At 50.1% G+C, this 19,752-nt stretch carries 20 protein-coding genes; 8 read left to right on the forward strand and 12 right to left on the reverse strand.

All coding sequences use genetic code 11. From position 1 onward, the window contains the following. Window positions 1-207: 207 nt before the first annotated feature. The 3 genes from MKZ32_RS09525 to MKZ32_RS09535 all read right to left on the reverse strand — a co-directional run bounded on the left by MKZ32_RS09525 (window position 208) and on the right by MKZ32_RS09535 (window position 3,901). Window positions 208-1,104: a cation diffusion facilitator family transporter gene (locus MKZ32_RS09525; protein ID WP_239797052.1), complete on the reverse strand. Its 897-nt coding sequence runs from the start codon at window positions 1,102-1,104 to the stop codon at window positions 208-210. 153 nt (window positions 1,105-1,257) lie between these two features. Next, a complete protein-coding gene (locus MKZ32_RS09530; RefSeq protein WP_239797053.1) occupies window positions 1,258-2,997 on the reverse strand; it encodes a family 2A encapsulin nanocompartment cargo protein cysteine desulfurase in 1,740 nt (579 codons plus the stop codon). After that, window positions 2,984-3,901, reverse strand: coding sequence for a family 2A encapsulin nanocompartment shell protein (locus MKZ32_RS09535; protein WP_239797054.1), 918 nt, complete (start codon window positions 3,899-3,901; stop codon window positions 2,984-2,986). The genes MKZ32_RS09530 and MKZ32_RS09535 overlap by 14 nt, the downstream gene beginning before the upstream one ends. A gap of 286 nt (window positions 3,902-4,187) precedes the next feature. Between MKZ32_RS09535 and MKZ32_RS09540 the strand changes: the two genes are divergently transcribed. Beyond that, window positions 4,188-5,219, forward strand: a complete 1,032-nt coding sequence (locus MKZ32_RS09540; RefSeq protein WP_239796587.1) for an IS30 family transposase — start codon at window positions 4,188-4,190, stop codon at window positions 5,217-5,219. Here MKZ32_RS09540 and MKZ32_RS09545 read toward each other — a convergent pair. Together MKZ32_RS09545 and epsC are read right to left on the reverse strand one after the other, a co-directional pair. Further along, the gene (locus tag MKZ32_RS09545; RefSeq protein ID WP_239797055.1) at window positions 5,216-5,350 is read right to left on the reverse strand and encodes a helix-turn-helix domain-containing protein; all 135 of its coding nucleotides are present in this window, start codon (window positions 5,348-5,350) and stop codon (window positions 5,216-5,218) included. The genes MKZ32_RS09540 and MKZ32_RS09545 overlap by 4 nt on opposite strands. After that, entirely contained in the window at window positions 5,347-6,300 is a 954-nt protein-coding gene (gene epsC / locus MKZ32_RS09550; protein ID WP_239797056.1) for a serine O-acetyltransferase EpsC, read from the reverse strand. The genes MKZ32_RS09545 and epsC overlap by 4 nt, the downstream gene beginning before the upstream one ends. Window positions 6,301-6,846: 546 nt before the next feature. On the opposite strand from epsC, the gene ald reads away from it, so the two are divergent. After that, window positions 6,847-7,962 (forward strand): alanine dehydrogenase, encoded by a 1,116-nt coding sequence (ald, locus tag MKZ32_RS09555; RefSeq protein ID WP_239797057.1) that lies wholly within the window; start codon window positions 6,847-6,849, stop codon window positions 7,960-7,962. 8 nt (window positions 7,963-7,970) lie between these two features. On the opposite strand, the gene MKZ32_RS09560 is transcribed toward ald, so the two are convergent. The 3 genes from MKZ32_RS09560 to MKZ32_RS09570 form a co-directional block, all read right to left on the reverse strand. Continuing rightward, window positions 7,971-8,798 (reverse strand): class II glutamine amidotransferase, encoded by an 828-nt coding sequence (locus MKZ32_RS09560; protein ID WP_239797058.1) that lies wholly within the window; start codon window positions 8,796-8,798, stop codon window positions 7,971-7,973. Window positions 8,799-9,257: 459 nt separating this feature from the next. After that, window positions 9,258-9,509, reverse strand: a complete 252-nt coding sequence (locus MKZ32_RS09565) for a hypothetical protein (RefSeq protein WP_239797059.1) — start codon at window positions 9,507-9,509, stop codon at window positions 9,258-9,260. Window positions 9,510-9,536: 27 nt separating this feature from the next. Further along, complete coding sequence (locus MKZ32_RS09570) at window positions 9,537-9,854, reverse strand: hypothetical protein (RefSeq protein WP_239797060.1); 318 nt, start codon at window positions 9,852-9,854, stop codon at window positions 9,537-9,539. Between the two features lie 108 nt (window positions 9,855-9,962). On the opposite strand from MKZ32_RS09570, the gene MKZ32_RS09575 reads away from it, so the two are divergent. The 5 genes from MKZ32_RS09575 to MKZ32_RS09595 all read left to right on the forward strand — a co-directional run bounded on the left by MKZ32_RS09575 (window position 9,963) and on the right by MKZ32_RS09595 (window position 14,167). Further along, the gene (locus MKZ32_RS09575) at window positions 9,963-10,151 is read left to right on the forward strand and encodes a hypothetical protein (RefSeq protein ID WP_239797061.1); all 189 of its coding nucleotides are present in this window, start codon (window positions 9,963-9,965) and stop codon (window positions 10,149-10,151) included. A gap of 341 nt (window positions 10,152-10,492) precedes the next feature. Continuing rightward, window positions 10,493-11,323, forward strand: coding sequence for a sulfate ABC transporter permease subunit CysT (gene cysT / locus MKZ32_RS09580; RefSeq protein ID WP_239797062.1), 831 nt, complete (start codon window positions 10,493-10,495; stop codon window positions 11,321-11,323). Beyond that, the gene (cysW, locus tag MKZ32_RS09585) at window positions 11,323-12,201 is read left to right on the forward strand and encodes a sulfate ABC transporter permease subunit CysW (protein WP_239797063.1); all 879 of its coding nucleotides are present in this window, start codon (window positions 11,323-11,325) and stop codon (window positions 12,199-12,201) included. Before cysT ends, cysW begins: the two co-directional genes overlap by 1 nt. Further along, on the forward strand, window positions 12,198-13,211 hold the full coding sequence (locus tag MKZ32_RS09590) for a sulfate/molybdate ABC transporter ATP-binding protein (protein WP_239797064.1): 1,014 nt from the start codon (window positions 12,198-12,200) through the stop codon (window positions 13,209-13,211). Before cysW ends, MKZ32_RS09590 begins: the two co-directional genes overlap by 4 nt. An 11-nt stretch (window positions 13,212-13,222) precedes the next feature. Further along, the gene (locus MKZ32_RS09595) at window positions 13,223-14,167 is read left to right on the forward strand and encodes a CysB family HTH-type transcriptional regulator (protein ID WP_239797065.1); all 945 of its coding nucleotides are present in this window, start codon (window positions 13,223-13,225) and stop codon (window positions 14,165-14,167) included. Between the two features lie 19 nt (window positions 14,168-14,186). Here the strand turns inward: MKZ32_RS09595 and ptsP are convergent, their stop codons facing one another. From ptsP to gshA, 4 genes are read right to left on the reverse strand one after another with little or no spacing between them, the layout of a single operon-like run. Then, window positions 14,187-15,914, reverse strand: coding sequence for a phosphoenolpyruvate--protein phosphotransferase (gene ptsP / locus MKZ32_RS09600; RefSeq protein ID WP_239797066.1), 1,728 nt, complete (start codon window positions 15,912-15,914; stop codon window positions 14,187-14,189). Continuing rightward, complete coding sequence (locus MKZ32_RS09605; protein ID WP_239797067.1) at window positions 15,911-16,180, reverse strand: HPr family phosphocarrier protein; 270 nt, start codon at window positions 16,178-16,180, stop codon at window positions 15,911-15,913. Before MKZ32_RS09605 ends, ptsP begins: the two co-directional genes overlap by 4 nt. Continuing rightward, window positions 16,152-16,577 carry a PTS sugar transporter subunit IIA gene (locus MKZ32_RS09610; protein ID WP_239797068.1) on the reverse strand — a complete coding sequence of 142 codons (426 nt, stop codon included), beginning with the start codon at window positions 16,575-16,577 and terminating at the stop codon, window positions 16,152-16,154. The genes MKZ32_RS09605 and MKZ32_RS09610 overlap by 29 nt, the downstream gene beginning before the upstream one ends. 58 nt (window positions 16,578-16,635) lie before the next feature. Beyond that, entirely contained in the window at window positions 16,636-17,907 is a 1,272-nt protein-coding gene (gshA, locus tag MKZ32_RS09615; RefSeq protein ID WP_239797069.1) for a glutamate--cysteine ligase, read from the reverse strand. 119 nt (window positions 17,908-18,026) lie between these two features. Here gshA and MKZ32_RS09620 point away from each other — a divergent pair, with 119 nt between their 5' ends. After that, the gene (locus tag MKZ32_RS09620; protein WP_239797070.1) at window positions 18,027-19,625 is read left to right on the forward strand and encodes an ABC-F family ATPase; all 1,599 of its coding nucleotides are present in this window, start codon (window positions 18,027-18,029) and stop codon (window positions 19,623-19,625) included. The last annotated feature ends 127 nt before the right edge of the window (window positions 19,626-19,752 follow it).

Consider the following 19,752-nt stretch of genomic DNA (forward strand, 5'->3'; position numbering starts at 1 on the left):
GGCCATGCGCATCGCCTTGTACTGGCTGCGCGATAGCATCGAAGTGATGCTCAATCGGGACAGGATACCGTTATTATAGGAATTCACTATTCCATTGAATATCCGTTTTAAGCTCATTCGTTCGTGTCCATTTTCTTCAACTTACATCAAATAAAAATCATTCAAAATTTGAAGGAATGAAGATAAATCTACTTCTCTAAGCGCCAACTATGTATGACCGGATAAAGAACAATGATGCTTGTCCATATCAATCTGAATTGTCACATGTCCAATAGTAAAGTTGTCGTGCAATTCTGCGGCAACACGGCACAGGAACTCATTCCCCGGATGTCCATCTCGCACGACCAGATGAACGGTAAGTGCAATTTCTGAGGTGCTCATCGCCCACACATGCAGATCATGTACTTCGATGACATTGGGCTGCGCTGCCAGATAATTTTTCACCTCGTCTAATTTAATTGATACCGGCACACCATCCAGAGAAAGGTGTAAAGACTGGCGCAACAAGTCCCATGTACTCCACAATATCACTACAGCAATGACCAAGCTGATGGCGGGGTCGAGCCAAGCCCAACCCGTCCAGATAAACATCGCGCCTGCGATGACCACACCAAGTGAAACCAGCGCATCTGCCGCCATATGAAGAAAAGCGCCACGCAGGTTGAGATCTGTTTTATTGCCGGACATGAATAGCCAAGCGGTGATGCCGTTGATCACTACTCCAATAGCGGCAACCAGCATGACGATGCCACCCTGAATCGGCACCGGATGACTGAATCTGCCGACGGCTTCCCACACGATGCCGCCTATCGCAATCAACAAGATCATCGCATTAAACAATGCGGCAAGAATCGTGGCGCGCCCCAAACCGTAAGTGTGTTTCTGATTGGGTCGCAACCGTGCCAGATATAAACCGCCATATGCCACAAGTAAGCCAAGCACATCGCTCAGGTTATGCCCGGCATCAGAGAGGAGTGCGAGTGAGTCGGCTTGCCAGCCGAAAATCGTTTCAACGACTACGAACAGCACATTCAGTGCAATGCCGATGGCAAATGCTCGGCCGTAGTTTGCGGCGTGGCTGTGTGAGTGATTATGGGCTGTCATGATATTCCTTAAGGAGCAGCGGTGACATGAGATATACACTAGCAGCAAAATCTCCTGTAAACAATGGGCTGACGCTATCCCCTACCATAAACACAGGGACATAAAAAAGCCCCGCAGGTTAAACGTGCGGGGCTGACATCACATTGACAGTAGCTATATGTTGCGATCCAACTGTCGCACCACCCTTACCAGGCGATCGATTTCTTCGTAGGTGTTGTAGAACGCCAGTGAAGGGCGCACGGTTGCTTCGAGTCCGAAGCGACGCAGAATTGGTTGGGCACAGTGGTGGCCGGAGCGCACGGCAATTCCTTCCTTGTTGAGCGCGTCGCCTACTTCGGAAGTTTGGTAGCCCTCCAGCACGAAGGACAGCACACTAGTTTTCTCCGGTGCAGTGCCGATCAAACGCAGGCCAGGAATGCTATTCAGCCCCTTATTCGCGTACACCAGCAACTCATGCTCATAACGATTGATGTTGTCGATGCCGATCTTCTGCACATAATCAATGGCCGCACCAAGACCAACCGCATCGGCAATATTGCCTGTACCTGCCTCGAAGCGCATGGGGGCGTCGTGGTAGCGCGTCTTCTCGAAGGTAACATCTTCGATCATGTTACCGCCGCCCTGCCACGGGGGCATAGCTTCTAGTATTTCCCTCTTTCCATACAGCACCCCGATGCCAGTGGGTCCGAATACCTTGTGACCCGAAAATACAAACCAGTCGCAATCGAGATACTGCACGTCGGCACGCATATGCGAAACGGACTGTGCGCCATCGACCAACACTCGAGCGCCGTAACGATGCGCCATCTCCACCATCTGTTTGGCAGGAGTGACCGTGCCGAGCGCATTGGATACCTGGGTGAACGACACCAGCTTGGTGCGGGAATTGAGCAGCTTCTCGTACTCGTCGAGCAGCACCTGACCATTGTCATCTACTGGTGCGACGCGCAGCTTCGCGCCCGTCTCGGCACACAGCATTTGCCACGGCACGATGTTGGCGTGATGTTCCAGCCAAGTGATGACGATCTCGTCGTCCTTAACGATGTTCTTGCGTCCCCAGCTTTGGGCGACAAGATTGATCGCTTCGGTCGTGCCGCGCACGAACACAATCTCGCTGCTGGAGCTGGCATTAATGAAGTTGGCGACCTTGTCGCGTGCACCTTCATATGCATTAGTGGCGCGCGCCGCGAGCTCGTGTGCCGCGCGATGAATGTTAGAATTCGCGTGCTGATAGAAATAGGATAAGCTGTCAATCACCGACTGCGGTTTCTGTGTCGTCGCGGCATTGTCCAGCCACGCCAACGGACGACCATTCACCAACTCTTTCAGAATAGGAAAATCGCGACGCACCGCAAGTACATCGAACGGTGGATGAGCCGATGCTGCGATCTGTTCTGTTGCAGACGTTTGCGGCAAACTGGCTGGTGCTGGTTTTCGGTTAAATCGTGCTGCTTCTTCCAAAAAATACAACGTAGCGCCGGTCGCCCTCGGATGTTCCTTGGCATTTTCTTTTAGCAAATCGCGCAGCACGTCTTCACCGGGCAGCCCCATACCCAGATTCGGTGCTAGCAGGAAGTCTGAACCGGGTACGAAATTGCGACTCACTGCTACTTCCGGTACCGGATTATTTCGGGTTGCCAAGTGCAAATCCAACGGATCGTGACCAGTCAACGGCAAGTTCAGGTCGTTTGTGCGTGGCGGTGTAGTAGCGCTTTGCGAGGGCGTGTGAGCGGACGGACTGCCCGGCACGGCAGAAAAGAGTTCATTCGCCAGCCGAGCAATCAGCGCGGTATCCGGCACAAAATTTCGCCCGCCCGCCAATGCGACAACATCTTCGTGCGCTGGAATACCGCCCGTACTGATATCCGGAAAAGGTAGATTACTTGTACTCATGGTACTTATCCACTTCAACATTATCGAGCACGGCAAGCGCGTCATCGGTCAACACGGCAAGTGAGCAATACAACGAAACCAGATAGGACGCGATCGCTTTGCGATCGATGCCCATGAAACGAACCGATAAGCCTATGCTTTGTTCGCCGGGGAGATTCGGTTGATACAAGCCGACTACGCCCTGTCTGCTTTCGCCCGTGCGCAACAAGATGATGCTGGTCTTGTTCTTGACGACGGACAGCTTGTCTAAAGGAACCAGAGGGATGCCGCGCCAAGTCAGAAATGGCGATCCAAACATAGTAATAGTGGGCGGTGGTACGCCACGGCGCGTACATTCGCGACCGAATGCGGCGATCGCCGAGGGGTGTGCCAGGAAGAAGCCGGGTTCTTTCCATACTTTAGCGATCAGCTCGTCTAGATCATCCGGTGTCGGCGCGCCGGTGCGGGTCTTGATGCGTTGGCTATCCGAAACGTTGTTCAATAAACCGTATTCCTTGTTGTTGATCAGTTCACTTTCCTGACGTTCTTTAACAGTCTCTATAGTCAGACGCAATTGCTCGCGAATCTGATTGTGCGGGCTGCTGTACAGGTCGGACACACGGGTATGGACATCAACCACGGTATTCACCGCACTTAGCATGTATTCACGACCCCATTCTTCGTAATCGACGAAGGTCTGCGGCAATTCGCGTTCATCGCGTTGCGAGCAGGCAACGGTTACACGCGACGCATCTTTCACCTTGTTCACACGATAAATACCGGCCTCAAGTGGGACCCAGTTCAGCATATGTGCGAGCCAACGTGGAGTGATGGTAGATAATTGCGGGACGGTCTTGGTGGCATTCGCCAGCGTACGCGCGGCGACATCGCCCAGCGCCAATTGTTCTTTGTGGTCTACAGCCATGATCAACTCCTTATGAAATAAAAGAATAAAGTTATTCGAAACAATGCTAAGTGATATTCCGCCAGTTCTCGAGGGGCTTCAACATGCTATAGCCACCAAACCGCCTTGTAACATCTCAAAGATGTTCGCAGCGGGCAATTAATGTTGACAGCCGAACCTCTAACGCACTGGCCAGTTTGAAAACGGTTATTAGAGAGGGCGTGGCACAGCCGCGCTCAACCTCGCCCAAATAGGAGGGCGCGCTCAATAACCAACCGCAACACCTTGGAGAGGTTAAGGTGTTGGAATGGAGAAATCAGGAAAGCATTACAAGCAGTTGAATGCTGAAGAGCGCGCGACGATTATGCTAATGAAACGAGAAGGAAGTGGACTGAGGGAAATTGGGCGATTCTTGAAACGCTCGCCAAGCACTATCTCAAACGAGATTGCACGAGATTTGGGATGTGAGTCTGGCTACGTTGCCTCCTTGGCTGGCGAACAGGCACGCCGTTTGCGAATCAAGCCCCGTAGGCCATTGAAGCTCGTGGAGGGGAATCCGTTGTTTGAAGTTGTGAAGGAACATCTCAAGAAGAAATGGTCACCTGAGCAAATTGCAGGCACACTTAAAAGTATGTACCCAGATCAGCCTTCACAACGTGTAAGCCATGAAACGATTTACCACACCCTTTACGCCATGCCGCGTGGTGAACTGCGCCGTGAATTGATTGCCAGCTTACGCTGGAGTCGTGACAAGCGCCGTTCCAAGACCCGTGCTCCAGATGGTCGCGGACATATCGCAGAAATGCAGAGCATCCACCTGCGTCCGCCGGAAGTGGCGGATCGTTTGATAGCGGGGCACTGGGAAGCCGACATGATCAAAGGTGCGATGAACCGTTCCTCAGTCGGCACGCTGGTCGAACGCACTACATTACTGGTGGTGTTAGCCAAAATGGCTGATGGCACGGCGCAATCTGCCCTGGACGGTTTCAGTGAAGCGCTCAGTGCAATTCCGCCAGAGCTACGCAAGACCTTCACCTACGATCAGGGGCGCGAGATGAGCAAACACGTGCAACTGACTGAACGAACGGGTATGGCGGTTTACTTCTGCGACCCGCACAGCCCGTGGCAACGCGGCTTGAACGAAAATACGAACGGACTGCTGCGCCAGTATTTGCCGAAGGGAGTAGACCTGTCGACCTACACGCAAGAACAGTTGGATGAAATTGCTTGGAGTTTAAATACACGTCCGAGGAAATCGCTCGGATTTCGAACACCCGTAGCGGTTTACAACGAGCTCCTGCTCAATATGGAATTCGCTAAATTCGCGACTAAACATTAACTGTTGTGGTTGGTTCTTGAATCCGCCAAGCGATTAAGGCAGGCACGTTCTGCCAACTGCTCCTGAGACCAGCCACGCTCTTTCCTTAATTGACGTAGCACCAAAGAGAATTGTTCAATGAATGTGCTCATGGCTGGCGCATCTCGGTATTGGATAATTCATGCTTCGAACTGGCTTGAGTGATATGGCTATTTGGCGGCACGCTGTGGGTCAACCAGACATTTCCGCCGATAGTTGAGCCCTTTCCGATCGTGATTCGACCCAGAATGGTGGCCCCTGCATAAATAACCACATCGTCTTCCAGAATTGGATGGCGCGGCTGACCCTTTTCCAGGATGCCGTCTGAACCCACGGAAAATCTTTTTGCCCCTAACGTCACGGCCTGGTACAAACGAACCCGTTCGCCAATGATTGCGGTTTCGCCAATTACCACGCCGGTACCGTGATCAATAAAGAATCCGGAACCGATCTGTGCGCCCGGATGGATGTCGATGCTGGTTTTGGAATGTGCCAGCTCGGCAAAAATGCGCGCAATCATGGGAACACCCAGACGATACAATTCATGCGCTAGCCGATGATAAATAATGGCCTGTGCACCGGGATAACACAGCAGGATTTCATCCACGCTATGTGCCGCCGGATCGCCGATGTAGGCTGCACGGACATCGGTATCCAGCAAGCTTCGCACCTTGGGCAGCGAGGCCGCAAAAGCCAGTACGATGTCCCTCGAGTGAGCCTTGATGTCATTGTCCGGTTCTCTGCCGGATTGCCGGGCGGTGTAATTCAACTCCAACAGCACCTGCTGATGTAAGGCATGCAGTGTGGTATCCAACGTATACGCCACAAAGAAGTCTTCGCTCTCCTGCCGCAGATCAGGTGGGCCAAGACGCATGGGAAACAATGCACCGCGCAACCCTGCCGCAATGTCGCGGATGGAGCCTGGGGCGGGTAGTTCGCGCCCACCGCTTTCTTGATCACGTGCACAGGTTTCGCGCCAGTGCCGACGCACTTCATGTAACTCGCTGACTACACGATCTAGCCCCCAGTTATGATGCGGAACAAAGGTATCCATCAATTTCATACTAGCAAGCCCATAACGTTGGACATCCCATCGAACAAGATGGAATGCATTTAACCCCAGCGTAGAATTTAGCTGCAATCTCTGTGTGTATGTGTGCAATACCCCGATGCAAGCCATGCCTACTTTGAGTGGCAATAAACATACAACAATCTCCTCAAACGAATGCCTATCAAAACGGGCTCTGTGCGAATACAAACGCATCCTTGGTAATCAAGGATGCTGATCGTACTCTTCCAAGCTAAAAACAATAACCAAGAAAATCAGATAAGTTATGCACAAAACAGAATATCGGTGCAAAGCCTGCCCAGCTATCATTCAACGAGCCTTGAGCGTGGTCAGCCTTGTTTGATCTGATCCTTGTCATTGCACGCTTGGATCACAGCCGTGGCAACAATGAGCATGCTAAAGCTGTTCAAAGATACTCTGGACACCTTCATGATGCGCGATTGATCAATGGTGTTTAAATCGAGACCATATTTACAAGCAAAATGAGCAACCCATCGTTATATTTTTTGTTATCTTGGGCCTCTTTAGTGAGGCAATCATATGAAAATCGGAATACCAAAAGAAATCAAAGCTAACGAAAGCCGTGTCGCACTGGTTCCATCCGGTGCAGAATCGCTTATTGCGGCCGGGCATTCTGTGCTGGTCGAGGCAGATGCAGGATTTGGTAGTGGCTTCAGGGACGAGCAGTATCTTGCGGTAGGGGCACGTATCGTCTCCGATGCCAATACAATATGGAAGGATGCCGATCTAATAGTTAAAGTTAAAGAGCCGATTGAGTCAGAGTGGCAGCACATCAAGCCTGGTCAAACACTGTTCACCTATTTTCATTTTTCCGCAAATGAAAAATTAACCCAAGCACATCTGGATTCTGGTGCAACCTGCATCGCTTATGAAACGATTGAATTGCCCTCACGCGAATTGCCACTGCTGACACCCATGTCTGAAGTCGCCGGACGCATGGCCGTACATGAAGGGGCCAAATATCTCGAAAAACCATATGGTGGACGGGGCGTTTTGTTAGGGGGTGTCCCCGGTGTGCCACCCGCACATGTTGTCATCCTCGGCGGCGGCGTAGTGGGCATGAATGCCGCCAAGATGGCAGCAGGTCTGGGCGCAAGTGTCACCATCCTTGACCTTTCACTAGAGCGGCTACGCTACCTGAGCGATGTCATGCCAGCTAACGTACAGTTGGTTTTTTCCAATCGACACAATCTGCTGGAACAAATTGCCAGCGCCGACCTTGTCATTGGCGGGGTGTTGATCACCGGAGCAATTGCACCCAAGCTGATACGCTACGAGGATCTCAAGACCATGCGCCAAGGCTCGGTGATCGTGGATGTTGCAGTGGATCAAGGTGGCTGCATTGAAACAACCCATCCCACCACGCACGAGAACCCGATTTATGTGGTCGAGGGAGTCATTCATTATGCTGTGGCGAACATGCCCGGCGCAGTACCTCGCACCTCCACGCTGGCGCTAACTAATGCAACTTTGCCTTATGTGCTGCAATTGGCAAATAAGGGCTGGAAGCAGGCACTTAAGGATAACTCTGCGTTGCGCAAAGGACTCAATATCGTGAATGGGAAAATAACTCATCACGCGGTCGCGCAGGCATTCGGAATGCTTGCCTACGCTCCGGAAAATTTTCTCGATTAACCCCTCGATTAATTCGTGGTACGCAAATCTTCGGCCAGCGATTTTATTGGGCTGGGAGTCGTGGCAAGTTGTGCGACAGCCTCACCCTCATGGAACATCCACAATGTGCCCGGCACCATGGCTTGCCAAGGCTCGTTATCGGTCAACGGCACGGTAGCGATAATAGCCACGCGATCATTAGGCGTGGTCACGTGGCTGAAATCAACTGTCATATCCTCATCCTTAAGATGCGCCACATTGAATGGGCTATGGCGGATCAGGTAGTTTAATTCAGTAGAGCAATGCGCGAAAAGGCATTCGCCATTAGACAATAGATAGTTAAAGATGCCCATGCCAGCAAGCTGGTCGGTTAGCTCATGCAGTGCGGCAAACAGAACGTCACGCGCTGGCGGTGTGTCATTAAAACGAATTCTCAGACTTTGCAGCAACCAGCAAAAAATACGTTCACTATCAGTATTTCCCACAGGAAGAAAAGCACCATATAACTCAGGCTGGAATTGCGGCAGATTACCGTTGTGCGCAAAAACCCAGTACTGGCCCCACAGCTCGCGCACAAACGGATGGGTGTTTTCTAACGACACCAAGCCTTGTGTCGCCTTACGAATATGCGCAATGACGTTAAGGGATTGGATAGGATAGTTGCGCACCAGTTCAGCGATAGGCGATTGGGCTGAAGGTTTTGGATCTAAAAATAGCCGCACGCCCTTGCCCTCGAAAAAAGCGATGCCCCAACCATCAGCATGTATGCTCGTTTCTCCGCCCCGTTTCTGGAAGCCAGTAAAGGAAAAACAAATATCAGTGGGAACATTGCAGTTCATGCCGAGCAGTTCGCACATATCTCAAAACAGCGCAAGCTGATGGTTCGAGGGCAATTTATGATACTCATCGCCTTGATTCTTGACGTACTTGCCTATCATAGCTTCTCCATGTACCCAACCGGTTTTGCAAAAAAAACCTTCCGTCCAGATTCACCATCCCACAACTGTTCGCTCATTCGAAATGCTTACCCCGCAAAGCGGCGGGGAATTTAACCCACAAAGATTAATTGGTAAGCCTAGCCACAGTAACTATTACCAGTGCAAAGATAATGATAACCGAGCATATCGCAAAAAATACCGGGATCCAGTCTTTCATAAAATGCCTCTTTATTTGAAAGATGAATGATTCTAATAATAGATGAAAATGGCTTCAAGTTTTCGTGAAGATTGACTGGGCTTCTATTTCTTAAGCAACGATGAAGTAAATTGCAAGCTTTAATGAGAGTAAACGAGGTTTGCCAAATTACTTGTGGATCGTCACATTGTGTTTATAAACACAAAATACTTACGACAACGTGTGCATCTGACTTTACCCACGCCCTTTTCGTCATCAAGATGATTTAGGCGTTGAATCGCGCCTTTCAAAAAACAAATGGGACATGGTAAAGGCTCCCCAAAATTCTTAATAGCGCTACGCCATTCGGTCAAATATGCGTCGACATGTGTTTCTGCACCACCCCGAACTCGAATTTGTTGCAACATTTCTTGAAGCATAAATTCAAGCGACATTACATCTCCTGTTCAAACGTTGACAGTTCATTTTGACTTATTATTAGCAGGTACCTGTAAGGCAGAAGAATTGTTAGTTGATGCGTTACCGTAAGGATTGCCATAAGGTGAGTAAGGATCAGTAATTTTTGTTGGTGATTGACTCCCGCCATGCCTTCCATATCCGTTGGACGAATAACTCTGCTCGCTCTTATTTTTACTAAGATTGCTCATATGCCGCCCGGTCTGGCTATCTTTTGTCTCAGCTGCTGCATTCGCAGGACTTGTGAATGCTATATAGACAAGTGTCACTAGCACGACGATTGCTACGGCTTGCAATGACATTATTTTGATTCCTGGTGACATGATATTTTTCCTTATTCATTTTTATTTTGTTGAAGGTTTGCCACTATCTCAAGCAACCTATCAATGATGCACCATGCCTATATCAGCTCATCCGGCTAGGTCTAGTATATGCTGCTTACAGGGCTGCTGCTAATCACCTTTACGCGCGTATGCTTCAAGGATGATAGGAGTGAAGCTCGGGCACAATCACATTACATTGTACTCAGGTTATTTGACGAGGCGGCTGTACGCATGGATGCACAAGCCAAGATATTGGTTGCTCCGGCGCGTTCCCAGCCATATTTAATTCCAGAATAAATTTCCGAAACCATTCATTCCAATCAACAACAAGTTCGTTAAATTTCTCACTGTCTGAATTCATTAATTCTTTGGTTGCTATTTCTGGCATTGGAGGAATATTCATATCTGCCCATCATTATTTGATAATGAGAATCATTCTATTTATAGTCGAACAAAATAGCAAGCTTTAATGAAAATTAAAAGGAATTATGTCTTTGACTCCTTTACATTCTGTTAAGTATTGCATCTCTGCATATCGTGCTTATTCCCAAATAAGATAAGCAAAGCTGAATTTATGATTTTTACTATGTTCTTGGCGTCTATACACTGCACGACTGATTTGATTTAAGGATAATTTGATGGCGTCATTTAAAGCGCACAGCGTGTTGCCGGGATTCAATCTGGCACTTGGCTTCACGCTTTTGTATCTCTCGTTGATCGTACTAATTCCGCTATCTTCGCTGTTCTTCAAAACAGCGACACTAGGCTGGGGCGGTTTTTGGGAGGTGGCCACAGGCGAGCGGGTGCTAGCCTCGCTGCGTGTCACATTTGTAGCTTCCTTTGCTGCTGCGGTACTGAATGCCATCTTTGGTCTGGTAGTCGCATGGGTACTGGTGCGCTATACCTTCCCCGGCAAGCGTTTAGTGGATGCGTTGGTGGATTTGCCATTCGCCTTGCCTACCGCCGTAGCGGGCATCACTCTAGCCATGCTGTATGCACCTAATGGCTGGATCGGCCACTACTTTGCCGAGCATGACATCAAAATAGCGTATACCCCGCTCGGCATAGTGGTGGCGCTCACTTTCATCGGCTTGCCCTTCGTGGTACGTACGGTACAGCCAGTACTGGCTGATGTTGAGGCCGAAATAGAAGAGGCAGCCGCGAGCTTGGGTGCAAGTCGTTGGGATGTATTTCGTCGGGTTATTTTTCCTTCAATATATCCAGCTTTGTTGACGGGTTTCGCATTAGCTTTCGCACGCTCGATTGGTGAATACGGCTCAGTCATTTTCATCGCGGGCAACATGCCGTTCATTTCAGAAATCGCGCCATTGCTAATCGTCTCCAAACTGGAGCAATACGATTATGCGGGTGCCACGGCAATTGCCTTGGTCATGTTGATAATTTCATTCGCCCTGTTATTGGCTATCAATGGCTTGCAGTGGTGGAGCAACCGCCGGGAAATTAGATAATGTCTTTACCCCAACAATTGATCAATAATCGAAAAATCGCCACGCATGAATCCAAAGCGGTAACGCTGGTACTCATCACTGTTGCGCTGTCATATCTGTTGCTTTTTCTCGGCATACCGTTATTTGCTGTGTTCTACGAAGCACTGGGCAAAGGCTGGTCTCTTTACTGGGCAGCATTGCAAGACCCTGATGCGTGGTCGGCTATCGAATTAACCTTGATTGCAGCGGCTATTGCGGTGCCAGCCAACCTGGTGTTTGGTGTCGCAGCGGCTTGGGCTATTGCCAAATTCGAATTTCGTGGAAAAAGTGTATTGATCACACTGATTGATCTACCGTTTGCCGTCAGCCCGGTAGTGTCCGGCCTGATCTATGTACTACTGTTCGGCGCGCAGGGCTGGTTCGGGCCGTGGCTGCAAGAACATGATATCAAACTTATTTTTGCTGTGCCGGGTATTGTTTTGGTCACTATTTTTGTTACCTTTCCATTCATTGCACGTGAGTTAATTCCGTTGATGCAGGCACAAGGCAAAGAGGAAGAAGAAGCGGCGGTATCGCTCGGCGCTTCTGGCTGGCAAACCTTTTGGCGCGTCACCGTGCCCAACATCAAATGGGGTCTGCTGTATGGTGTGATTCTTTGTAATGCCCGTGCGATGGGTGAATTCGGCGCGGTGTCAGTGGTGTCCGGGCACATTCGAGGTATGACCAACACCATACCGCTGCACGTAGAGATTCTTTACAACGAATACAATTTTGTTGCAGCTTTCAGCGTGGCCTCACTGCTGGCCTTATTAGCTTTGGTTACGTTGCTCGCCAAGTCGATCGTCGAATTTAAGGTCAAGAGCAATGGCGACAGACTTCCTCATGGAGAAACGGAATGAGCATCACTATTCAAAATTTGAATAAGCAGTTCGGCAATTTTACCGCGCTAAACAACATCAATCTCGAAGTAAATAGCGGCGAATTGCTTGCGCTACTGGGCCCTTCTGGATGTGGCAAAACATCATTGCTGCGCATTATCGGCGGACTGGATGTACAGAATTCCGGCAAAATATTTTTTCATGGCAAAGACGTTGAACAGCGCGATGCGCGTGAGCGCAATGTCGGTTTCGTGTTTCAGCATTACGCACTGTTTCGTCACATGACAGTGTTCGAAAATGTTGCATTCGGTCTCCGCGTAAAACCAAAAAAAGATCGCCACAACGAAACCGAGATCAAGCGCCGCGTACATGAGCTATTGCAACTGGTGCAACTCGATTGGCTGGCGGATCGCTATCCGGCACAGCTTTCCGGAGGCCAGCGACAGCGCATCGCTTTGGCACGCGCATTAGCAGTTGAACCACAAATTTTGCTGCTGGATGAACCATTCGGCGCGCTGGATACCAAGGTCCGCAAAGAACTACGCCGCTGGTTGCGTCGCTTGCATGACGAACTTCATGTAACCAGTGTGTTCGTCACTCACGATCAGGAAGAAGCGCTGGAAGTGGCAGACCGCATCGTGGTAATGAACAAAGGCAACATTGAACAAGTGGGTTCACCAGATGACGTATATGCCAACCCTGCCTCACCTTTCGTGTATCAATTCATCGGCAATGTAAATTTATTTCACAGCCGGACTCATGCCCTTTGGACGCAACAACAAGGCGATGCCGTAGCCTACGTACGTCCGCATGACATTGACATTAGTCTGATACCGCAGCAATCTTCCCTGCCGGTAGTGGTGAAGCAAGTGCGTGCCATCGGGTCGGTGGTACGACTGGAAGCAGCAATCGGGCAAGACGGTGAAGTGGTAGAGATCGAGCTAAGTCGCGAACGTTTCAACCTCACCCCGGTAGCCGTAGGTGACGAAGTGTTCATCCGGCCCCGCCAGATTAAGCTGTTCGAAGCATAACGGAGGAAGTCATGAACTTTCAACAATTGCGCATCATCCGTGAAACGGTCGCAAACAATTTCAATCTCACCGAGGCGGCTAACGCGCTATTCACCTCACAATCTGGCGTCTCCAAGCACATCAAGGATTTGGAGGATGAACTGGGGATTGAGTTATTCGTGCGCAAAGGCAAACGACTGCTGGGATTGACCGAACCTGGACGTGAACTTGTGGGAATAGTTAATCGTATTCTATTGGATGCGAACAACATAACTAATTTGGCTAACCAATATAGCGGACGTGATGTAGGCCGCCTTACCTTGGTTGCCACGCATACCCAAGCACGCTACGCCTTGCCTCGAGTGGTGACGGAATTCAAGAAAGCATTCCCCAAAGTGCATCTAAAATTGCACCAGGCCAGCCCTAATGAAATAGTTTCCATGCTGCTGGACGGCCAGGCAGACATTGGCGTGGCCACTGAAGCACTTTCCGATGTTACCGGACTCGATATATTTCCTTATTATTCCTGGCACCACGCGGTAATTGTACCTGCCGGTCATCCGTTAGAAAGTGTTCATCCGATCTCGTTGGAAGCGGTTGCGGATTATCCCATCGTCACCTACCACGATGGCCTAACTGGACGGGCCGGAATTGACCAGTCCTTCGCTGCGGCGGGGCTGGAGCCCGACATTGTCATGTCCGCGCTCGATGCGGACGTAATCAAGACGTATGTAGAACTAGGACTGGGCATTGGGATCATTGCCTCAATGGCATTCAATCCATCCAAGGATACCGAGCTCCGTTTGCTCGACAGCTCACACTTGTTTGGCAAGAACACCACTTATATCGCTTTGCGGCACGGACACTATCTGCGCAACTTTGCATACCGTTTCATCGAGCTGTGTTCTCCCGCTCTTGATGAAGCGGTGATTCGTGCTGGTGTGGCACCGCTTCAAGCTGAAGAAGTTAATGATTGATTATTTCTTGCCCAACTCATTAATCAGCGTTCAATTTTTCCAGCAACTCACGTATTTTTAGCGGATCATTAGCACGCAATATTCTTTGCGTCAGCGTAACAAGCTCTGGCAGGCTTGTGTTAAGTACACACTGTTTCACACTGAGCAGCTGCGCTGAATTCATGGAAAATTGACGCAAGCCGAGACCGAGCAGCAGGCGAGCGTAGTCGGCATTACCGGCCATTTCTCCACATACCGAAATCGGAATGCCAGCCTTATTGGCGTTACCAATGACATGCGCCAGCAAGTATAAAACAGCGGGATGGAGCGGATCATACAGGTGGGCCACCTCTTCATCCGTGCGGTCTATTGCCAGCGTATACTGGATCAAGTCGTTGGTACCGATGGAGAGGAAATCCAGTTTCTTGATAAATACGTCGAGCACCAGAGCGGCTGCAGGAATTTCTATCATGCCGCCAATTTGTATTTCACGATTATAAGGGATGCCCTCATCATCCAGGCCTTGCTTGGCATGAACGATGAATTGCAGCGTCTGGTTGATCTCCGACACACCGGAAAGCATGGGTATCAGTATTTTTACGTTGCCATAGTGCGAAGCGCGTAGCAAGGCACGTAATTGAGTACGAAACAATTGCGGCTCAACCAGGCACAGCCGGATAGCGCGCAACCCTAATGCGGGGTTGCTGGCAACACGTTGGGCACCATTAAGTTGTTTGTCCGCACCAAGATCAAAGGTACGAATGGTTACAGGCAGTCCTTTCATTCCTTCTGCCACAGTGCGGTAAGCTACAAATTGTTCTTCTTCATCCGGCAGGACATCACGATTAAGGAACAAAAATTCGCTGCGGAATAAGCCTATACCGGTGGCGCCATTTTCATAAACTTCCGCCAAGTCGTGTGGAAGCTCAATATTCGCGTGCAGCTCAATAGCGGTGCCGTCCAGTGTATTGGCAGGCGTGGATTTGAGGCACTTCAGTTTTTTCCGTTTTTCTTCCCATTGGTTCTGAAACAGTTTGTATTGGACAAGAACTTGTTCATCCGGGTTAACAATAACAACACCTTGCCCACCATCCACGATAAGCAGATCGTTCTCACGCATCAACTGGCGCGCACGATGCAAACCCACCACACAGGGCGTACTCAGACCACGCGCTATGATGGCGGTGTGCGAGGTGGCACCGCCCAAATCAGTAAGGATGGCGGAAAATTGGTGCGGCTTGAGTTGGATCAAATCAGCCGGACTAATATCGTGCGCTACCAAAATCATTTTCACGCCAGGCATGGTGGCAGGCGGGAGGTAGCCCGGCTGGCCGGTAAGCTTCTTAAGCACGCGCTCTACTACCTGCACTACGTCAGTTTTACGTTCACGCAGATAGACATCGTCAAACGCCTCGAATTGAGCTACCAGAGCATCCATCTGTATCTTGAGCGCCCATTCTGCATTGCATTGTTCACGCTCTATCATTTTGCGCGATGCCTGGTCGATATGCTCATCAGCCAAGATCATCAAATGCAGATCGAGAAAAGCATCGAACTCGGCAGCTGCATGCAGCGGACGATTGCTGCGCAATCCGGCTAGTTCTTGGCGCGTGCTTTCCATCGCAGCGTCGAAGCGCGCAACTTCTTCATGCACCAGATACTTGGGCATCACATAGTGCACGACTTCTAACACCGTGTGCGAAAGAAGATGAGCATGGCCGATGGCAATACCACTGGAGACTGGAATGCCATGCAGGGTAAAACTCATTCACCTTCTCCGAAATAATCATTAATCAGGGCAACGATTGCATCCATCGCCTCCCTCTCCTTTTCGCCGCTGGTTTCAATGTTAATGGTGCTCCCTTTGGCAGCGGCCAGCATCATTACACCCATAATACTTTTTGCATTCACGCGCCGACCTGCACGTGTCATCCAAACCTCACAGGGAAACTTTGAGGCAAGCTGAGTCAGCTTGGACGAGGCACGCGCATGTAGCCCCAGCTTGTTAATGATTAGTGCATCTTGGTTCAACATTACATCCCTCATCCGTATCCATTAAAACAATACATTCGCGCCCGCCTTCCAACGCCTTCTGAGCGACTTCGGCCAGCGGTTTGTGGCTATAACAAACTGCGCGCAACAGCATAGGCAGGTTTACTCCCGCCACACCTACTGCTCGACCAGGCTGAAACAGCCGCCGCCCGATGTTGCATGGCGTCGCGCCAATTAGGTCGGATAACACCAACACTCCTTCTCCAGTATCCAATTGCGCTATGAGTTCCCGTCCCTCCTCTTCTTTACGCTGAGGGTCGTCATCTGCCAGAACCGACAATACCTTCAAATTAAGCGACACATCGCCCATGACATGCCGTACGCAATCCACCAGGCTAGCACCGAGACCATTGTGGGTTATCAATAAAATTCCGACCACTTCAAATAACTCCTAAACGATAAACATAAAACAAGAGAAAATAATCAGCAAACTTGAATCACGCTTCCATTTCTTCTAGCTCTAACGCCGCCGCCAACAGTGCAATTCTAGCCACGACAGCGTAGGCATAGAAACGGTTCGGCGTGTCGTCCGGAGCACAATCCGGATTAGGCAAAATACAGCTGGTATCGAACGCCAGCGGAACAAAATGCATGCCCGGTGCATTGAGATTCTCATCCACAGCGCGCCCGGTATGTACGCGATAAAAACCGCCCACTACGAAATGATCGACCATATATACCACCGGCTCGGCAACTGCATCATTTATGCTCTCAAAGGTATATACGCCCTCCTGCACCAGCACATCGGAGACATGCATACCTTCTTTTACCACGGCCATTTTGTTGCGTTGTTTGCGGTTGAGGCTCCGCACTTCGCTGGCGTCCTTCACCGTCATGATACCCATACCATAAGTGCCAGCATCGGCCTTGACGATAACAAATGGAGCTTCCTTGACGCCATATTCAGCATACTTCACTCGCATCTTCTGCAGAATGCTGTCCACATGCATGGCCAAACACTCCTCACTGGAACTCTGCTTAAAATCAACCTGACCGCAGCTAGCAAAATAGGGGTTAATCAGCCATGGATCTATGTCGAGTAGCTTGGCAAACTCGGCCGCAACACGGTCATAAGCGCTGAAATGTTGCGATTTCCGCCGCGTGGTCCAACCCGCCGCTAGCGGAGGAAGCGTGGTCTGTTCCAAATCCTTCAATATGTCCGGCACGCCAGCGGAAAGATCATTATTGAGCAGCACCACGCAGGGGTCGAATTTGTCCAGTACCAAGCGATTCCCTTTACGCTGCAAAGGTTCCAGCGTGAGTGCGCTGCCATTGGGCAATGCCAGTTTGGTGGGCTGAGTAATTTCCGGCAACATGCTGCCAATACGCACATTCATACCTGCCCGTTTAAGAATCAGGGCGAGCTGGGCCACGTTTTGCAGGTAAAACGTGTTACGTGTGTGATTCTCAGGGATCAGTAAAACACCACGAGCTTCCGGGCAAATTTTTTCAATTGCGCTTTGTGCAGCTTGTACACACAACGGCAAAAAATCTGGATTAAGATTGTTAAAGCCGCCCGGGAACAAATTAGTATCCACTGGTGCCAGCTTGAAACCACTATTGCGCAAATCCACCGAGGTGTAAAACGGAATGGTGCGCTCTGCCCATTGCGAGCGAAACCAATGCTCGATAGTGGGCTGTGCGTCGAGCATCCGCCGCTCAAGATCAAGCAGTGGACCATTTAAGGCGGTAGTAAGATGTGGAATCATAGTGTCTTTATATATGGACTATTAAGAAGAAATGCAAAGCGGGCATTGTAGCCCAGCCGCCCTGACCGGTGTGAGCCGCACACATGGTAGAATGTGCGCCTTAATTTTTTGAGTACGCCATGTTATCTACCGCTAATATCACTATGCAATTCGGCGCCAAGCCGCTGTTCGAAAACGTTTCTGTAAAATTCGGCGATGGCAATCGCTATGGCCTGATTGGTGCAAATGGCTGCGGCAAATCCACCTTCATGAAAATTTTGGGCGGAGATTTGGCGCAAACTTCCGGTAATGTAATGCTGGACAAGGGTGAACGCCTCGGCAAGCTGCGTCAGGACCAATTCGCCTTTGAGGACAATACCGTATCAGAAGTAGTGATGATGGGGCACGCCGAAATGTGGGAAGTCATGGTGGAGCGCGATGCAATCTATGCCAACCCGGATGCCAGCGAAGAAGATTACATGCACGCCGCCAACCTTGAGGCAAAATTTGCCGAATTCGATGGCTACACGGCCGAAGCACGCGCGGGCGAATTACTGAACGGTGTGGGAATCCCCCAGGAGCTGCACAATGGGCCGATGCGTGCGATAGCACCGGGTTTTAAATTACGTGTGCTGTTAGCTCAAGCACTGTTTGCCGATCCTGAAATTTTGTTGCTGGACGAACCGACCAACAACCTCGACATCAACACCATACGGTGGCTGGAAGACTTACTGAACGCCCGTAAAAGCACCATGGTGATCATTTCGCATGATCGCCACTTCCTGAACAGCGTGTGTACCCATATGTCCGATCTGGACTACGGCAAAATCACCACTTTCCCCGGCAATTATGACAATTACATGCTTGCCTCCTTGACCGTACGCACGCAGCTCGCCACCGACAACGCCCGCGCCAAGGAAAAGGTCGCGGAACTAAAAGCTTTCGTGGCACGCTTCTCGGCTAATGCATCAAAATCAACCCAGGCACAATCCAGAGCGAAACAGATTGACAAAATAAAAATCGAAGACATTAAGCCATCTACCCGCCAGTACCCCTTCATCCGCTTTGACTATGATGAGCGGGAGAAACTACATCGCATTGCGGTGGAAGTGCAAAAGATGAGCAAAGGTTTTGATCGCCCGCTATTTTCTAATTTTAATTTCCGTGTTGAAGCCGGTGAGCGCGTCGCCATCATCGGCCCCAACGGTATTGGAAAAACTACATTACTACGCTGCCTGGCGGGCGGCCTTGAAGTGGATAACGGCACCATTAAATGGACAGACAAGGCCAACGTCGGGTACTTCGCACAAGATCACGCACATGACTTCGCCAAAGATGAGGTACTTACCGATTGGATGACCTATTGGAGACGCGAGGGAGATGACGACCAAAAGGTACGCAGCGTTCTCGGACGTTTGCTGTTCTCCGGTGACGATGTCAAAAAAAGTGTAAAGGTGCTGTCCGGTGGCGAAAAAGGACGCATGATGTTCGGCAAACTCATGCTGCAAAGACCCAACGTATTGTTAATGGATGAGCCAACCAACCACCTTGACATGGAATCCATCGAGTCGCTCAACACCGCGCTGACTGAGTACAAAGGCACACTAATATTTGTAAGTCATGACCGCGAATTTGTAACTTCACTCGCTACACGCATTCTCGAAATCACCCCACAAGGTGTATCCGACTATCATGGTACGTATGAGGAATATCTGCGTGATCAGGGCGTGGCAACTTGAATCTGCTCCTAGCCTTACAGTGACATGTCCTGCCAGAATGAAAAATTCGCGTTGTTTCGGCTAGATACATGCATAGATCGATAGCACCTCTACTTTAAGTGGTCAGACGGCGATATTTATGATGTGG

The sequence above is a fragment of the Candidatus Nitrotoga arctica genome, assembly GCF_918378365.1.
Classification (GTDB): domain Bacteria; phylum Pseudomonadota; class Gammaproteobacteria; order Burkholderiales; family Gallionellaceae; genus Nitrotoga; species Nitrotoga arctica.